Here is a 14,821-nt window from a genome sequence, read left to right as displayed (position 1 = left end):
ATGACACCAAGATGACACCAAGATGACACTAAGATGTCAAAAATTCGCTGGCGTAAAAGTGAAATTCCTTCAGATGAATATTTAAATCACTGCTAGAATTTAAATTGAGTAGCGTTTGGTATAACATACGCGCCCTTTGTGTTTATCCGTCCCGAATGAGAGTAAAAAATGCCGTTTTCTTTAGGTCAACGCTGGATTAGTGATACCGAGTCAGAACTTGGTTTAGGAACTGTGGTTGCTGTTGAAGGCCGTATGGTGACAGTATTGTTTCCTGCCGCCGATGAGAACCGTTTGTTCTCCCGCAGTGAAGCGCCATTAACTCGTGTAATTTTTAATCCCGGTGACTCCGTAGAAAGCCATGAAGGCTGGAGCCTAACCATCAGTGAAGTCGAAGAAAAAGATGGTTTAGTCACCTATGTTGGTATCCACAGTGAGACCAACGAGACGGTACGTCTGCGTGAAACCTTACTAAACCACAACATTCGTTTTAATAAACCACAAGACAGATTATTTGCCGGTCAAATTGATCGTCTAGAGCGCTTTGGTATTCGTTACCAAAGCCAAATGCTACGCCATAAACTTGCCACCTCAGATTTGCTTGGGCAACAAGGCCCACGTGTTGGTTTAATTCCACATCAACAGTGGATTGCCCATGAAGTCGGTCGTCGCTATGCCCCTAGAGTACTTTTAGCCGATGAAGTAGGTTTGGGTAAAACCATTGAAGCTGGCCTTATTATCCATCAACAATTATTGACTGGCCGTGCTGAACGTATCTTAGTGATTGTGCCTGACACTTTGCGCCATCAGTGGTTAGTTGAAATGCTGCGCCGCTTTAACTTACGTTTTTCTATTTTCGATGAAGATCGCTGCGTTGAAGCCTATGCCGATAACGACAACCCTTTTTACACTGAACAATTAGTCATTTGTTCATTAGAACTATTACGTAAAAAGCGCCGTTTAGAACAAGCTGTCGATGCCGATTGGGACTTAATGGTAGTGGATGAAGCCCATCACCTTGAGTGGAGCGAAACCGCCCCAAGTCGCGCTTATCAAATCGTAGAAGCCTTAAGTGAAGAAGTGCCTGGAGTGTTATTGCTCACGGCAACGCCAGATCAATTAGGCCATGAAAGTCACTTTGCTCGTTTACGATTACTGGATCCAGATCGCTTCTACGACTACAACGCGTTTCTTGAAGAAGAAAAAAGCTATCAAAGCGTTGCCGAGGCCGCCGAAGCATTAGCTGCCAACGACAAGTTAGCTGACAGTGCTGTTGTCAGCTTAACCGAATTACTCAGCGAGAAAGACATCAGCGCAAGCATTAAGCTTATCCAAGCAGATGATGTCGATGCTGACGCCCAGCAAGCTGCCCGCGCTGAGTTATTACAAGATTTACTCGACCGTCACGGTACTGGCCGCATTTTATACCGTAACAGCCGCGCCTCTGTCAGTGGCTTCCCGACCCGTATTTTTAATCCGCATCCACTGGCTATGCCGCAAGAATACGTCACGGCTGAGCGCGTTAATGCCATGATGGGATCGAAAAAATCAGCTCAAGATCAAGCTAAGCAATCTCTAAGCCCTGAAAAACTGTATCAAGCCTTTGAAACCGATAGTGCCAGTTGGTGGAAGTTTGATCCGCGAGTCGATTGGTTAATTGAATTCTTAAAAGATAATCGCAGTAAAAAAGTGCTGATTATTGCTAGCCAAGCAGAAACGGCATTAAGCCTTGAAGAAGCACTGCGCACCCGTGAAGGTATTCAGGCAACCGTTTTCCATGAAGGGATGTCGATTATTGAACGTGACAAAGCCGGCGCGTACTTTGCTCAAGAAGAAGGCGGCGCTCAGGCGTTAATTTGTTCTGAAATTGGCTCTGAAGGGCGTAACTTCCAATTTGCGAGTCAATTAGTGCTATTTGATTTACCGCTCAACCCTGACTTACTTGAGCAACGTATTGGTCGATTAGATCGTATTGGTCAGCAAAATGATATTCAAATTCATTTGCCATACCTTGAAGACACCGCCCAAGAAAGACTGATGCATTGGTATCATCAAGGCTTAAACTCATTTGAACTTACCTGCCCAAGTGGCCATGTATTGTTCAATGAATTTGCTGATGAGCTAATGAACGTACTCAACGATGACAACCCAGAGCTAATGACAGCGCTGCTTAACGGTACCCAAAGCCGTTACCAAGCACTTAAGCAAGCGATGGAGCAAGGCCGCGATAAGCTGTTAGAGATTAACTCCCATGGCGGCGAGCAATCTAAAAAGTTAGTTGAACGCTTAGCGGAGCGAGACTCAGATACCCACTTAATTGGTTCGGTGATCCGCTTGTGGGACATTATCGGTGTGGATCAAGAAGATCGCGGCGAGAACTCAATCGTATTACGCCCAAGTGAGCACATGCTATTCCCATCGTACCCAGGTCTGCCTGAAGATGGTATTTCTGTGACATTTGATCGTGAAACTGCCCTATCACGTGATGATATTGCCTTTATCTCCCAAGAGCATCCATTAGTGCAAACGGCGTTAGACTTAATCACTGACTCAGAAACCGGAACCACCAGTGTTGCAGTGCTTAAAAACAAAGCCTTACCTGCTGGAACCTTGTTCCTTGAGTTAATTTACATGGCTGATGTTTCGGCACCTAAGTCATCACAGCTTTATCGCTATATGCCACCAACCCCTATCCGAGTGTTATTGGATAAAAGTGGCCAAAACTTAGCTGACAAAGTCGATTATAAGAGCTTTGATAAACAGTTAAGTGCGGTTAACCGTCATATTGCCAGTAAGCTTGTGAATGCATCACAACCTATTTTGCACCCGTTACTGGCAAAAGGTCAGCAACAGGCTGAAATTGAATTAGCCAAACTGGTTGAGCAAGCCCGTGAAAAAATGACCACCCAGCTAACTAGTGAGTTGACCCGACTTGAAGCGCTAAAGGCCGTGAATCCGAATATTCGAGATTCTGAAGTGGACTTTATTCGCAATCAAATGGCTGAATTGAATGGCTATATTGATGATAGTCAATTCCAACTTGACGCTATTAGAATGGTATTAGTTAGCCACGTATAATACACTGCTAACTCGAAGCAAAAAGCCCTGAACTTCAGGGCTTTTTTGTATCTATTTTTTGTCATTGTTTTAAGTGTTTAGCGTAAACATAAGCTCATACACATAAGCGCACAAGTCTATAGTGATGACATCGCAAGATTCGTTAAGGAAGCCACATTGCTGCTAAAGCCTCTGTTTGTTTTATCTGTTACCAGTCTTTTTAGCCTCAGCCTTTTCTGTCACAATGCTATGGCAGCCAGTGAGTTGCCTACTGCTAATGCTGGAAAACAATTTATCAGCGTCCAAGATCAACAACAGCCAGTTTGGGTCAAACCTTGGCAAGGCCCGCACCAGCGCGGCGCAGCTATTATCGTCGGTCCAACCGATTCCCCCGCCAGTGGCAGTGGCCTAATTCGCTATTTACGTGATGAGATCCCCGCATTTGGCTGGGCAAGCTTGAGCATAAAACCCACTGAAGGTTTATACCGACCAAATTTTGCAACTGACGCCGAAGAAATTCCCAAAGCCGGTGAAGCGCAGTTAACCCTGAGTCGTCACCAGCAAGCCCCCAAATTTAGCTCAAACCAACTACTTGAACTGCGTAACTTTCAGCAAGAACTTATGGTGGACAGTCTCGACCAATTGCAAGCTATTGAGGCGCAGTTCCCAGGAAAAAGACTATTAATCGTCACCGATGATAGTGCGGGCATGGTCATTAACTTACTTTTTGAAGCTAAGCTAGCCAAGCCCGACTTATTAGTGGTGATCAACCCCTATCGTGAATATGAGCAGGTTATTGCGCCGCAACATCGCGGTTTATCCATTGCCCAACAGCTCAGAGAAATCTATATCCCAATACTGGATCTGCAATCAGCCGATGCTCATCAAATATCTATGACTGAAAGTGCTAGCAGAAAAGCACTCAATAAAGCTAAATCGAGCCAGTATTACCGCCAATATCAATTAGCGCTTAATCTCGATAATCAAAGTGGTTGGGAGCAAGTACTGCATCATATTGCAGGCTTTAGTAAAGTCATTACCGCACGATAAAAAGGGCCAGCATATTGCTGCCCCTTAATGGCTATTTGCTTATTTTAAGACTGAGTAATAAAGCGTATTTTCAATTTTTTCAATAACATCGCATAATAATCAATCTCCAATGGCCTTTCAGCTATTCACTAAATTTGTGTAATGCAGTATTGGCCGCACTAGTCTAAAAGCTGATTAACTCACAACTGACTCGCTCATTATCACCACCAAGGCTGACGAGACTGATAAGCTTGCTCGGTTTGCTTTATTTCACGATTAGCGGCAATGATACGGTTTTTACCCGCTAACAGGCGAACTTGGCTTAAAGACTCACGACTTAATAACCGCCTTGTTGAGGCTGACCAACTATGATTAATGCTCATTTTAATGGCCGCATTCACATCAGGAGAGCGGGTCATAAACTGCTCGGCAAGCTCAATAGCACGCTGCAATGGCTGTGAACTTTTCTCGGTCACTAAACCAAAATCTAGCGCCTGTGCGGCTGATAGCACTTCTGCGCTATAGGTAATTTTTAAGGCCTTATCTTTGGGCATCACCTGTCTAAGCGCTGCCAGTCCTGCCATATCAGGCACTAAGCCCCATTTTGATTCCATAATAGACAGCTTGGCATCATCACTTGCAATACGAATATCTGCCCCTAGCGCAATTTGCATACCGCCACCAAAACAGCAGCCATCTAATACTGCAATCACAGGGATGGGTAAACGCTGCCAGCCAATAGACACCCGCTGGGCTAAGTTGGCATTACCTGGTAGCCATTTGAACAGCAATTTGGCAATCATGGAGGGGGATTTAGCAATCGCTTTAACATCTAAGCCCGAAGAGAAATTACCATCGGCGCCGGATAATATGACCGCATTAATTTCGCTATCTTTTCTAATATTTTTAATGGTTTTATCAATGGCTTTAAACATTTCATAATTGAGCGCGTTATATTTATCTGGTCGGTTTAGCGTCACAAAAGCAATACCGTTTTGTTTTTTTAACGCCACTAACTTCTTATTCATTGTTCATCCTTAATATAAATAATAACTGGTCAGTCCAGAAGTTACGTTAGCATAAATTGGCTTACTGGCGAATAGTTAAGCTAATTTGATATTCTTCATAAGCTGCTAAAACTACAACAATATATATGTTCCCGCAGGAACAAAAGTGCCGTCAAAATTCAGATTTACTGAATTTAAGAGCATTTTTTCGTTAAACGCCAAAAAATTGTCGATTTTTGGTGCGAAAAGTCAGCAATAAGTTGTAGTATGTTTGCCCATAAAAAGTAACATTACTCATCGACTCATTTTTCTTGTTTAATCGGAGTTCGTTTAAGTGCTCGATCGAGTAATAGCTAATGCATTCAAAATAATAATACCCTGTAAAAGGATCTGCTGTAGCCATGACTATTCCTATTTTAATCTGTGATGACTCAGGATTAGCCAGAAAACAAATGGCGCGAACACTTCCCAAACATTGGGATGTTGAAATCAGTTACGCCACCAATGGTGAAGAAGGCTTGGAGGTGATCCGTCAAGGAAAAGGGGAAATTGTCTTTCTCGACCTTAATATGCCCCTCATGGATGGCTATGAAGTACTAGAAGCCATTCAGCGAGAAGACTTGCCCGCCTTAGTCATTGTGGTCTCTGGTGATATTCAATTAAAAGCCCATGAGCGAGTAAAAGCCCTTGGCGCATTAGATTTTATTCAAAAGCCGGTTAGTGCTGAGTCCATCAGCAATATCTTAGAAGAATACGGCATTTTAACTTTAGCCCTTAAACAATCAACCAATGACACGCCGATGTTTAAAGTTGATTTACGTGACGCTTGCCAAGAAATTGCCAATGTCGCCATGGGCCGCGCTGCCGACTTATTAGCGAAACTACTCGATGTTTTTGTAAAACTGCCAATCCCCAACGTCAATGTTTTAGAAGTCAGCGAACTGACCATGGCACTTAAAGCCACCGAAGAAAGCTCGAAGATTTCTGCATTATGCCAAGGTTTTATTGGCGCTGGGGTTGCTGGTGAGGCGTTATTACTGTTCCATGACTCAAGCTTTGCTGACATGGCTAAACTCATGGGCCACAGTGATCCTGAAGATGCTAACAATGAAATTGAAGTGCTCATTGATACTGGTAATGTGCTTATTGGGGCATTCTTGAATGGCATTTCAGAGCAGCTTGATATGAAATTTAGTCAAGGTCACCCCGTTGTACTTGGTCGCCACTGCACGGTAAATGAGCTTATCCATGACAACTCAGAAAAATGGCAACGCACCCTTGCCATGGAAATCAATTATCAGATTGAAGACCACAATATTCAGTGTGACTTATTACTGTTATTTACGGAAGACTCAATCCCTACATTGAATGCAAAGCTTCACTATATATTTGAATAGATTAAGATAATAATCATATAAACAGTTAGTTAATTGCAATGACTTAACATTGCATATAAAAAGAATAATACAATACGGATGTTAGAGCATGGCTACTGATCAAAGCGCAATGAACGAGCTACACTGGCTTATTGATATGGTACAAACCATTGAAGTTGGCTTGGTGGTGTTAGATCGTGACTACAATATCCAGCTTTGGAATGGTTTCATGGAAAACCATAGCGGTGTGTCACCTAACAGTATTAAAGGTCGCAATCTTTTTGAAGCGTTTAACGATTTACCCTCTGAATGGCTTAAGCAAAAAATGGAGTCGGTATTTCTACTCAAAAACCGATCTTTCATCAGCTGGGAGCAGCGCCCTTATGTCTTCCAGTTTAAAAATTATCGCCCGATCACTGGCCGCGCTGATTACATGTACCAAAACATTACTTTGCTGCCACTGGCGTCGCTAACGGGTGAAATCACCCATATTAGTATTATCGTTTATGATGTGACTGATATCGCCATCAATAAATTACAGCTAAAATCAGTCAATGAGCAACTAGAAACACTCAGCCAAACCGACAGCTTAACCCAGTTGTATAATCGCCGTCATTGGCAAGTTTGCTTTGAAAAAGAATACGAGCGCTTTGCCCGTTATGGTGAAAAAGCCAGTATGATAATGATTGATATCGATCATTTTAAAGCCATCAATGATAAATACGGCCACCCTGCAGGTGACAAAGTCATTCAAAGCCTCGCCAACATATTAAAGCAATCATTACGTGAAACTGATTTTGCCGGCCGCTATGGCGGTGAGGAGTTTGCGGTAGTATTGACTTATACCACCGCTGCTGAATCAAAATACTTCACTGAGCGGCTGCGTAAAAAAGTCGAAGCCTCGCAAGTGGTTTATAACAATCAAATCATTAAAATGACCATCAGTATTGGCGTTAATGATTTATCCTCTGCCACCACTAGCAGTGTAAGTTGGTTATCTGGCGCCGATAAAGCTTTATATCAATCGAAAGAAAATGGCCGTAATCAAACCACGGTATTTGAAAAATAACCTGCAGAGGTTCATTTTATCCCCACCGCGATAAGCCATTAAAAAGCCCACAATTAAGTGGGCTTATTTATTAAACGAGTGACGCTAGTTAAGCGATAGTCGTTAATGATTTAGAAACCGTCGTCATCTTGGTCTTCATCTTCATCAAGCTCTTCTTCGTCACCAATAAAGAAGGTGCCCCAGCCGTCATAATCAACTTTTTGCTTGGCAGCAAGCAGCATTAACTGCTCGCATGCTTTATCAAGTAACGATGCTTCAAGAGCATGATTGGCGATAGCATCAAAGCAAATAATGGTTGAGCCATCTTCAAGCTCCATCTCTTCAGCGTCGTTAACTTCAAAACCTAATTTGAAAGCATCAACTGCGGCTTTTTCTAAACGATCAAAGTTAGTCGAAGAGAAATGATGCTCGATAGTATATTCAGCATCAGCTTGTGAACCATCATCAAGCAGCGCCTGAATAATTTCACGGTTCTCGGCAAATTGCTCTTTAAGTTGAGCTTCAATAGACATGGATTCTCTCCGTTAACAAATTTAAATACGCTATAGGGCTAATTATACGTGATAAAGCTACTGAGGTTTAGCCATTAATAGCGATGCTTCTTGATTTAATTCAGCTAAACGCTGTGACATCACTTGATGCACCTTAGCACAAAGCTTTTTCGCATCGGCTTTATCCACGTTTGCGGTCGACATAGGTGCCATCATTTCGACAATGACCACACCATTATTCCACTTGTTAAGTTTAATATGATTTTGGCAAGATGCTAATACTGGCACAATTGACGCTTTGGCGGCGATAGCAGTATGGAATGCCCCGACTTTAAACGGCAGTAGACCGCGCCCTCTAGAGCGTGTCCCCTCAGGGAAAATCCATACAGATAACAGTTTTTCTCTCATTCTCTTAACAGTCTTGGCCATAGTATCAAAGGCACTATGACGGTTTTTACGGTCAATCAGAATATTGCCTGATAGCCAATAAATCTGCCCAAATAATGGCATCCAAGCTAAGCTTTTTTTACCTAAACTCACCGTGGCTTCCGGCACTGCAGAGGTATGGGTAAATAAATCAAAATTATTTTGATGATTCGCTAAATAGATCTTAGGTTGCTTAAGGCTTGCTTCGGTTTCAGTGTCAGTACCAGCGTTAGCCTCAGCGCCAGTGTCTACTTGAGGGTTAATCACCGCGTTACGGGTAATCACTTTAATCCCTAAAATAGGAGCAACAGATGAAAATAGTTTAGCAATCACATGGACATTATCACGATGCATAGGTCTAACAATACAAAGGATGATTGCGAAAAAAAACGCCAGTGTTAGTAACACTGCTAGAATAATTGAACGAGCAATTAACAGCACAGCAGACTCCTACAAATAAAGTGGCGACAGTATAGCCAGCACATCTGCTGGACTCAATAGCTTAAGTTAATTTCGGTGTACAAATGTAAGCTTAAAGTAGTTATACCAAGCGGATTAATGCTCTGAATAGCTCAGATAATTAATATGCTTGGCATTATACACTGCTAAAAGTGAATTAATGATGCCTTAAACATTAACGCATCATTAATTCTGCAGCGTTACATTTCAGCCTTATTAGAACGATTACTGAGCAGTAAACGCATTAACACAGCACTGACCGCTAATGCCGCAACAATGGCTGCGCCACTAGGTAAGTCATAACTAGCCGAAAGTATAAGCCCTGCTAGGTAACCAACAAATCCCACCACATAAGCCAGCAGCAAGGTATATTTACCCACATACTGATTTAACGCTAACGCTGGTAAAATTAAGGTGCTGAAAACAAGATAAACACCCACTAATTCAACCGATAGTGTAATCACTATGGCAAATAGAAAGTAAAAACCTGCGCCTTCGAGGATCTGAGGCTTCAATGCAATTAAAGCGAGGATCGCTACTGACACCATAGCCGGCAGCACAAGCTGCGACCAATTTACCCACAATATCTGCCCCGACATTAGCTGCTTTAACAGCTCTGCGCCATGGGGATCATTAGACAATAACAACATTGCCCCAACCGCGCTAAGCACATAAAAACAACCAATAAAGGCTTCTAATTCATCGGCAAAACGCTTGGATAACCAAGCAATAAGCCCAGCGCCGCCCAAGGCAAATATGGCAGGCATCCACACATGAGAATAAGGAATATCTTCAATTCTATGATCCATATGAGCCACAATAGCCCCCAGCGCAGCCACTTGGGCAATCGCTAAGTCGATGAAAATAATACCGCGTTTAAGTACTTGTCGACCTAACACCACATGGGTAGACAAAATGATGATTCCGGCAATAAATGCCGGAAACAAAATCAATAGCAGCTCGATATCTAGCATAGGCTTATTGCGCCTCAGTTAATAACGTCAGTACGCTGTCATATAAGCTAATCAAATCCTGACTTTGACTGTTGCCACCTACTGACATTGGCAAAATCACCACAGGCAAATCAGTGCGCTCACCTAACCAATGTGCGCCACGCTCATCCTGATATGAGGCCACTATCACCGCCATCACATCACCTTGTTGGCTGCGACTTACAAGTTTAGCTAAATGGCTACTACTGGGTGGGATGCCCGGCTTCGGCTCAAGATCTGCCACTTGCTCCATGCCGAGCCAGTTAAACAAATATCGAAAGCTTGAGTGGTAAGCAATGACCTTTTTGCCCTTCAGCGATTGCGCTTGCGCTTCCCAGCGCGGAATAGCTTGCTGCCACTGCTCAGTAAACTCAGTTAATGCAACTTGATACTCAGCACTTGAGTTAGGATCTAACTCAATCATTTTCGCTGATAACGCCTGCGCCACTTTAAGGAACTTTCTAGGGTCAAAATGTAAATGCGGATTACCTTTGGCATGGACATCACCCATAGAGCGATCCACTTGCTCAAGTTGATCTAAGGTCTCGATATGATCCGCGGCATAAAAAAGCCCAGTATCAGTTGAAAGCACCTTGTTGTTTGAGGCTTTCATCTGCAACATTGGCAACCAACCAATTTCGAGATCGGCGCCAGCACACACCACTAAGTCAGCTTGACGCATTTTAGCAATTAAGCTTGGACGCGCTTGCACTTGATGTGGATCTTGCTGCGCACTCGTGGCTGAATAGACTTTAGCATCAGGAGCTAATGCCTTTGCTAATGCGCCATACTCAGGCTCACAAGCAAATACATTAAGCGCTGCATTTGCAGAACTCGTTAACAAGCTGGCAAATATGCCAGCTGCTAATATTAGTTTTTTAGAATTGATGCGCACCATGAGCTCCTAATGACATAACATATTGTAGAGTAATGATATTATCGTCTTCAAAACCATCAAAATTGGTGCCTTTCTGGTTAGTATATTGTAGACGTACGGTGGAGAAATGGCTCTGATGCCACGCCAAACTTAATTCGGTTTCTTTTAGCTTTTGTGGGTCTAAGTGATCGCCGTGGGCTTCAAAGCTATCCACTTCACCATAACGTAAACCAGCAGACCAATTTGGCGAGAACTGATACACGCCACTTAAGTACCAACCTTGATGGAAATCGTCATGGCCTTCAGCACTGAGTATCTCATGTTCATCTTCATGATCTTCTTCAAATGAGAAAATATCAGTTACCCGGAAGTACTCGCCGCTAACAGTTAAGTGTTGGTATTTGTAATTACCATTTGGTGCCCACTTGTAGACAAAGTCTGCAATATAGGTATTTTCACCAGTATAGGCTGCGCTATGGCTATGACCTTCATGGTCGTGATCGTCATCAACATGTGGCTCATGCTCATCTTCTAGATAAGTTTTACCGTTTTCATTACGTAAGTAACTTAAACCCACTTGCCAAGAACTCGAGATACCAATATCACCGCCAAACTTGGTGAATGCCGAATACACCCCTACTGAACTAAAGTCACGTTCGTCATGCTCATCTTCAGCGCGCATTTTTTTACCACTAAAGGCTTCAACACCCATAGTCCAATACAAATCTGTCGGCGCTACATAAGTTAATCTGACACCATCATCAAAGTAATGCCCGCCCATAAAGGCGCGATAAACCCCAGGACGATCAGCAAAAGCGTCGGTATGAATGTGCTGATTATTTAAATAACCCACATCAGACAAGAAACGACCAGCGCGAATACCAAAACCGCCAGGCATACCCATGGTTTGAATAAAGGCTTCTTCAAGCTCAAGTTCAGTTTCGCCGTCATGCACTTCTAATATCGCAGTAACTTTACCGTAGAACATATCATCGATATTAGCGCTGATAGCAAATTCAGTTTCACCCAAACCAAAGCCTTCACTTCTGCCACCTAAACCACGATCACCTGATTGATAAAAACCATCTAACACCGCACTGATATTAGGATTGGTTAAGCTTGAATCTTCTGCAAAAACAGAGCTTGAAGAAAAGGCACACGCGATTGCGACTGCTGACAGTCGTTTATTTGAACTAAACATAAAATCTCCAAAATACAACAAACACCCGGCTATTTTACTTAATAGTCGGGAAATATAATTTATAATTATTAATTAAACTGTTGAATTAAATGAAGATTGGCGGTGCGCGGCTATGGTAATAAGCCTGATGTGAACTAAGAGATTCTGAATTGGCTAACGGTGTGAGTTCATACTCTTGACGTACAACCGGAATGCTAAATTCAATACTTGGAAGGGTTTTGTGAACCTGATGCTTATGAAAACATAAGCTGCAGTGAGTGTTAATGCTTTCATGTTTATGAACAGATCCGTGAGCGGATGCGGCAAAAGACAATAATACGAGCATGGCGCAAAGCCACATCGCAATATTTCGTCTTATGTGCAAAGCAAATCTCACTTAACTAGTCTCATCCATTAAATCATATCAGCGAATACCCAGTAACAATGGCTGCTATTCTTATAAATTAAAACTAAAAAATCAACTACAAGTTTGTTACAAATCACTTCTACTGAAAATTTGTGATCAACAAGGGCGCTTTAACCCTCTCAACATTATGCTATTTTAAGATTAGCTTAAGCTGAAAAGGCTAATATATTTACTATAAATACCAATTTAATCTGCCAATGACAGAGGAATTATCTATGATGAATTTATTAAAAGACAATGTGGGCATTATTTTAACAATGGTGATCATCGGTGTTGTAGTTCTTGGCGGTATTTACTACGTTGAAACATCACTAGAAAATCAAGTTCAAGTAGTAGATTAATTTGTTTGAGAGCCCTCTTCAGGCGCTTCAATAACCAATAAATGATCCATTAAATGCGTTACCCCTGTAAGGATCAGCGACAGCATGATTACGGGGGTAATGATATTGGCTAATCCTGCCACAAAATAGCCTGTCAGCCCCGCACCTACCGCAGTATAAAAGCCAAGTATTTTTAACATCGTAAGATAACGATGGCGACCAAGCCAAGCCTGGCAGTGATAGCACTGAATATGCGATGAGAACCCCTTACCTCGAGTTCCACTGATCTTACTAATCGACATAGGCTTGTGACAATGTGCGCATTGCAGTGCCATGATGAGCAACCTGTAGCTGAAAATAAAAAGTGCGTTAGTCTAGCAAATTATCGTCAAACTTCCTTCAATAACTTATGATAAAGTCATTATCAATATACAGGACGTTTATCATGCCTAGAATCTTGCTTATCTTATGTTGTTTCGTCAGCTTAATGAGCTTTTCACAAAGCAGTGTTGCAGCGCCAGCTGACCCTGCAACCATTAATAAAATAGCCCAACTACAACAACGCATTGATGCCGATGTAAGCTACCTTAAAACCGCAAAAGGTGAATTAAAAGCAATCAGTGAATTCCGCATTCTGAATAAAAACAATCAACTACGAGAAAAATTAGATTCATTAGTTAATCAAGAAAACCCGGATTTAGCCTATCTCACCCCGCAAATACAGCAACAATTGGGCTTTTTAGATAATGTCGGTAAATATTTAGATGATGACATCACAGCCCTGAAACTGGCATTAGATGACGAAAATCAGACTCAAACAATGAAAGCGGTTATTGATCGTGAAGCCGACAGGGATCTTTACTTACAGGCTGAACTACAAACAATCAATTGGGCCAACACCTTAAATATTAATGTCGACAGTGCCAAAACAGCATTAACCAATGAGCTAACCCTGCGGGCTGACTATCTTGAAAGTATCGTCAACTATACCCAAAACCAACTTAAACAAGCGATTAGTGACGCATCAACTGCTGGCGCTGATATCACTGCCGAGCAAAAATCCAAAGTTATTGAACTCAAAGAGCGATTATCACAGCACAGCAGCAGTTTAAGTATTGCCGCCGATATGCTTGATGACTTAGGCCAAGACACTGCGCAAATTAAGCAAACGCTATTTAGTGTTTCAGGGGATATTACTCAAGATGTTTTAAACTTTGATGTAGCGTCAAGTTTACTGAATGACTGGATGGATATAGCTAAAAATCAAGCGCTGGAAAATGGCACAGGGCTTACCTTTAAAGTGGTTATCTTCATCATCATTTTATTTTTAACCAGCTTAGTGTCTAAATTAGTTAAAAAAGTGGTTCGCAAAGCAGTTAATTCTTCCCAGCTTAATTTCAGCATGCTATTGCAAGATTTCTTCACCTCTATTTCTGGTAACGTCATCTTCGCGTTAGGTTTGCTTATCGCACTATCACAACTTGGCTTTGAATTAGCACCACTGCTGGCAGGTTTTGGTATCGCTGGTGTGATTATCGGTTTTGCCTTGCAAGATACCTTATCTAACTTTGCCTCAGGAATGATGATTTTAATCTACCGCCCTTACGATGTCGGTGACTTAATCAATGCTGCAGGTGTTACGGGGCGTGTTAGCCATATGAGCTTAGTCTCTACCACAGTGAAAACCTTAGATAACCAACGCTTGATTATTCCTAATAATAAGATTTGGGGCGATACCATCAATAACATCACCGCCGAGCAAGAACGTCGTGTGGATATGACCTTTGGCATTGGCTATGGCGATGATATTCCTAAAGCGGAAAAAATCTTAACCGATATTGTTATGGCTCACCCAAAAGTGAAAAAGTTTCCAGAGCCGACGATTAAGTTACATACACTCGGTGAATCGTCAGTAGACTTTGTGGTTCGCCCTTGGGCAAATCCAGTGGATTACTGGGAAGTCTATTGGGATATTACTCGTGAAGTGAAAATGCAGTTTGATGCCCAAGGCGTCAGTATTCCATTCCCACAACGAGATGTGCATATTTATCATGAAAAGGCGGCAGACTAAGCTGTGACAAGTTAATCTAATAGCCTTAAAATACTAAAAAGCC

Annotated in this window: 14 protein-coding genes; 6 read left to right on the top strand and 8 right to left on the bottom strand. The window is 42.3% G+C overall.

What is annotated here, in order from left to right; genetic code table 11:
* Nucleotides 1-168: 168 nt before the first annotated feature.
* Complete coding sequence (rapA, locus tag Q4557_RS01170; protein WP_102436664.1) at nucleotides 169-3,075, top strand: RNA polymerase-associated protein RapA; 2,907 nt, start codon at nucleotides 169-171, stop codon at nucleotides 3,073-3,075.
* Nucleotides 3,076-3,231: 156 nt separating this feature from the next.
* Entirely contained in the window at nucleotides 3,232-4,104 is an 873-nt protein-coding gene (locus Q4557_RS01165; RefSeq protein ID WP_303410203.1) for a DUF3530 family protein, read from the top strand.
* Between the two features lie 200 nt (nucleotides 4,105-4,304).
* Here Q4557_RS01165 and Q4557_RS01160 read toward each other — a convergent pair whose 3' ends face one another.
* The gene (locus Q4557_RS01160) at nucleotides 4,305-5,111 is read right to left on the bottom strand and encodes a crotonase/enoyl-CoA hydratase family protein (protein WP_102475359.1); all 807 of its coding nucleotides are present in this window, start codon (nucleotides 5,109-5,111) and stop codon (nucleotides 4,305-4,307) included.
* A gap of 380 nt (nucleotides 5,112-5,491) precedes the next feature.
* Here Q4557_RS01160 and Q4557_RS01155 point away from each other — a divergent pair, with 380 nt between their 5' ends.
* Together Q4557_RS01155 and Q4557_RS01150 are read left to right on the top strand one after the other, a co-directional pair.
* Nucleotides 5,492-6,487 (top strand): response regulator, encoded by a 996-nt coding sequence (locus Q4557_RS01155; RefSeq protein ID WP_303410201.1) that lies wholly within the window; start codon nucleotides 5,492-5,494, stop codon nucleotides 6,485-6,487.
* 88 nt (nucleotides 6,488-6,575) lie between these two features.
* Nucleotides 6,576-7,535: a sensor domain-containing diguanylate cyclase gene (locus Q4557_RS01150; protein WP_102436654.1), complete on the top strand. Its 960-nt coding sequence runs from the start codon at nucleotides 6,576-6,578 to the stop codon at nucleotides 7,533-7,535.
* A 110-nt stretch (nucleotides 7,536-7,645) separates the two neighbouring features.
* Here the strand turns inward: Q4557_RS01150 and rraB are convergent, their stop codons facing one another.
* The 6 genes from rraB to Q4557_RS01120 all read right to left on the bottom strand — a co-directional run bounded on the left by rraB (nucleotide 7,646) and on the right by Q4557_RS01120 (nucleotide 12,345).
* On the bottom strand, nucleotides 7,646-8,047 hold the full coding sequence (gene rraB / locus Q4557_RS01145; protein WP_102436652.1) for a ribonuclease E inhibitor RraB: 402 nt from the start codon (nucleotides 8,045-8,047) through the stop codon (nucleotides 7,646-7,648).
* 57 nt (nucleotides 8,048-8,104) lie between these two features.
* Entirely contained in the window at nucleotides 8,105-8,893 is a 789-nt protein-coding gene (locus tag Q4557_RS01140; RefSeq protein ID WP_102436650.1) for a 1-acylglycerol-3-phosphate O-acyltransferase, read from the bottom strand.
* 218 nt (nucleotides 8,894-9,111) lie between these two features.
* Nucleotides 9,112-9,885, bottom strand: a complete 774-nt coding sequence (locus tag Q4557_RS01135; protein WP_303410199.1) for a metal ABC transporter permease — start codon at nucleotides 9,883-9,885, stop codon at nucleotides 9,112-9,114.
* Between the two features lie 4 nt (nucleotides 9,886-9,889).
* Nucleotides 9,890-10,801 (bottom strand): metal ABC transporter solute-binding protein, Zn/Mn family, encoded by a 912-nt coding sequence (locus Q4557_RS01130; protein ID WP_303410197.1) that lies wholly within the window; start codon nucleotides 10,799-10,801, stop codon nucleotides 9,890-9,892.
* Nucleotides 10,782-11,981 (bottom strand): hypothetical protein, encoded by a 1,200-nt coding sequence (locus Q4557_RS01125; protein WP_303410195.1) that lies wholly within the window; start codon nucleotides 11,979-11,981, stop codon nucleotides 10,782-10,784. Before Q4557_RS01125 ends, Q4557_RS01130 begins: the two co-directional genes overlap by 20 nt.
* Nucleotides 11,982-12,066: 85 nt before the next feature.
* Nucleotides 12,067-12,345, bottom strand: a complete 279-nt coding sequence (locus tag Q4557_RS01120; RefSeq protein WP_198590837.1) for an ABC-type zinc uptake system zinc chaperone — start codon at nucleotides 12,343-12,345, stop codon at nucleotides 12,067-12,069.
* Nucleotides 12,346-12,602: 257 nt separating this feature from the next.
* Here Q4557_RS01120 and Q4557_RS01115 point away from each other — a divergent pair, with 257 nt between their 5' ends.
* Entirely contained in the window at nucleotides 12,603-12,728 is a 126-nt protein-coding gene (locus Q4557_RS01115; RefSeq protein ID WP_277869338.1) for a hypothetical protein, read from the top strand.
* Here the strand turns inward: Q4557_RS01115 and Q4557_RS01110 are convergent.
* Nucleotides 12,725-13,042, bottom strand: coding sequence for a hypothetical protein (locus Q4557_RS01110; RefSeq protein ID WP_102436642.1), 318 nt, complete (start codon nucleotides 13,040-13,042; stop codon nucleotides 12,725-12,727). The two genes, Q4557_RS01115 and Q4557_RS01110, sit on opposite strands and share 4 nt — an antisense overlap.
* A 110-nt stretch (nucleotides 13,043-13,152) precedes the next feature.
* Here Q4557_RS01110 and Q4557_RS01105 point away from each other — a divergent pair, with 110 nt between their 5' ends.
* Nucleotides 13,153-14,778, top strand: a complete 1,626-nt coding sequence (locus Q4557_RS01105) for a mechanosensitive ion channel family protein (protein WP_102436640.1) — start codon at nucleotides 13,153-13,155, stop codon at nucleotides 14,776-14,778.
* Nucleotides 14,779-14,821 lie beyond the last annotated feature (43 nt).

It is taken from the genome of Shewanella sp. 5_MG-2023, from assembly GCF_030547465.1.
In the GTDB taxonomy this organism is placed as follows: domain Bacteria; phylum Pseudomonadota; class Gammaproteobacteria; order Enterobacterales; family Shewanellaceae; genus Shewanella.
Note: the sequence above shows the minus strand (reverse complement) of the source record. Positions and strands in the feature narration are given on the sequence as shown.